Source organism: Paraburkholderia sp. SIMBA_030 (assembly GCF_046535245.1).
Classification (GTDB): Bacteria; Pseudomonadota; Gammaproteobacteria; order Burkholderiales; family Burkholderiaceae; genus Paraburkholderia.
Map to the genome: position 1 here is coordinate 1 of NZ_JAWRXB010001000.1, position 257 is coordinate 257.

Below are 257 nucleotides of genomic sequence, written 5' to 3' on the forward strand. Positions count from 1 at the left end.
GTACCTGCGATCAACGGTATCCTGGACGACGGTAAAGACACTCCGGCTGAACGTCACGCAAGTGATGACGAGCCGTTCTCTGCACTGGCGTTCAAAATCGCTACCGACCCGTTTGTTGGTAACCTGACCTTCTTCCGTGTTTACTCCGGTGTGGTTAACTCTGGTGATACCGTACTGAACTCCGTGAAAGCTGCACGTGAGCGTTTCGGTCGTATCGTTCAGATGCACGCTAACAAACGTGAAGAGATCAAAGAAGT

Annotated in this window: 1 protein-coding gene; it reads left to right on the forward strand. The window is 51.4% G+C overall.

Annotation, left to right across the window (positions count from 1 at the left end; translation table 11 throughout):
- Positions 1-257, forward strand: a 257-nt coding sequence (locus SB772_RS43025) for an EF-Tu/IF-2/RF-3 family GTPase (protein ID WP_410838900.1), incomplete at both ends; no start/stop codon positions are given.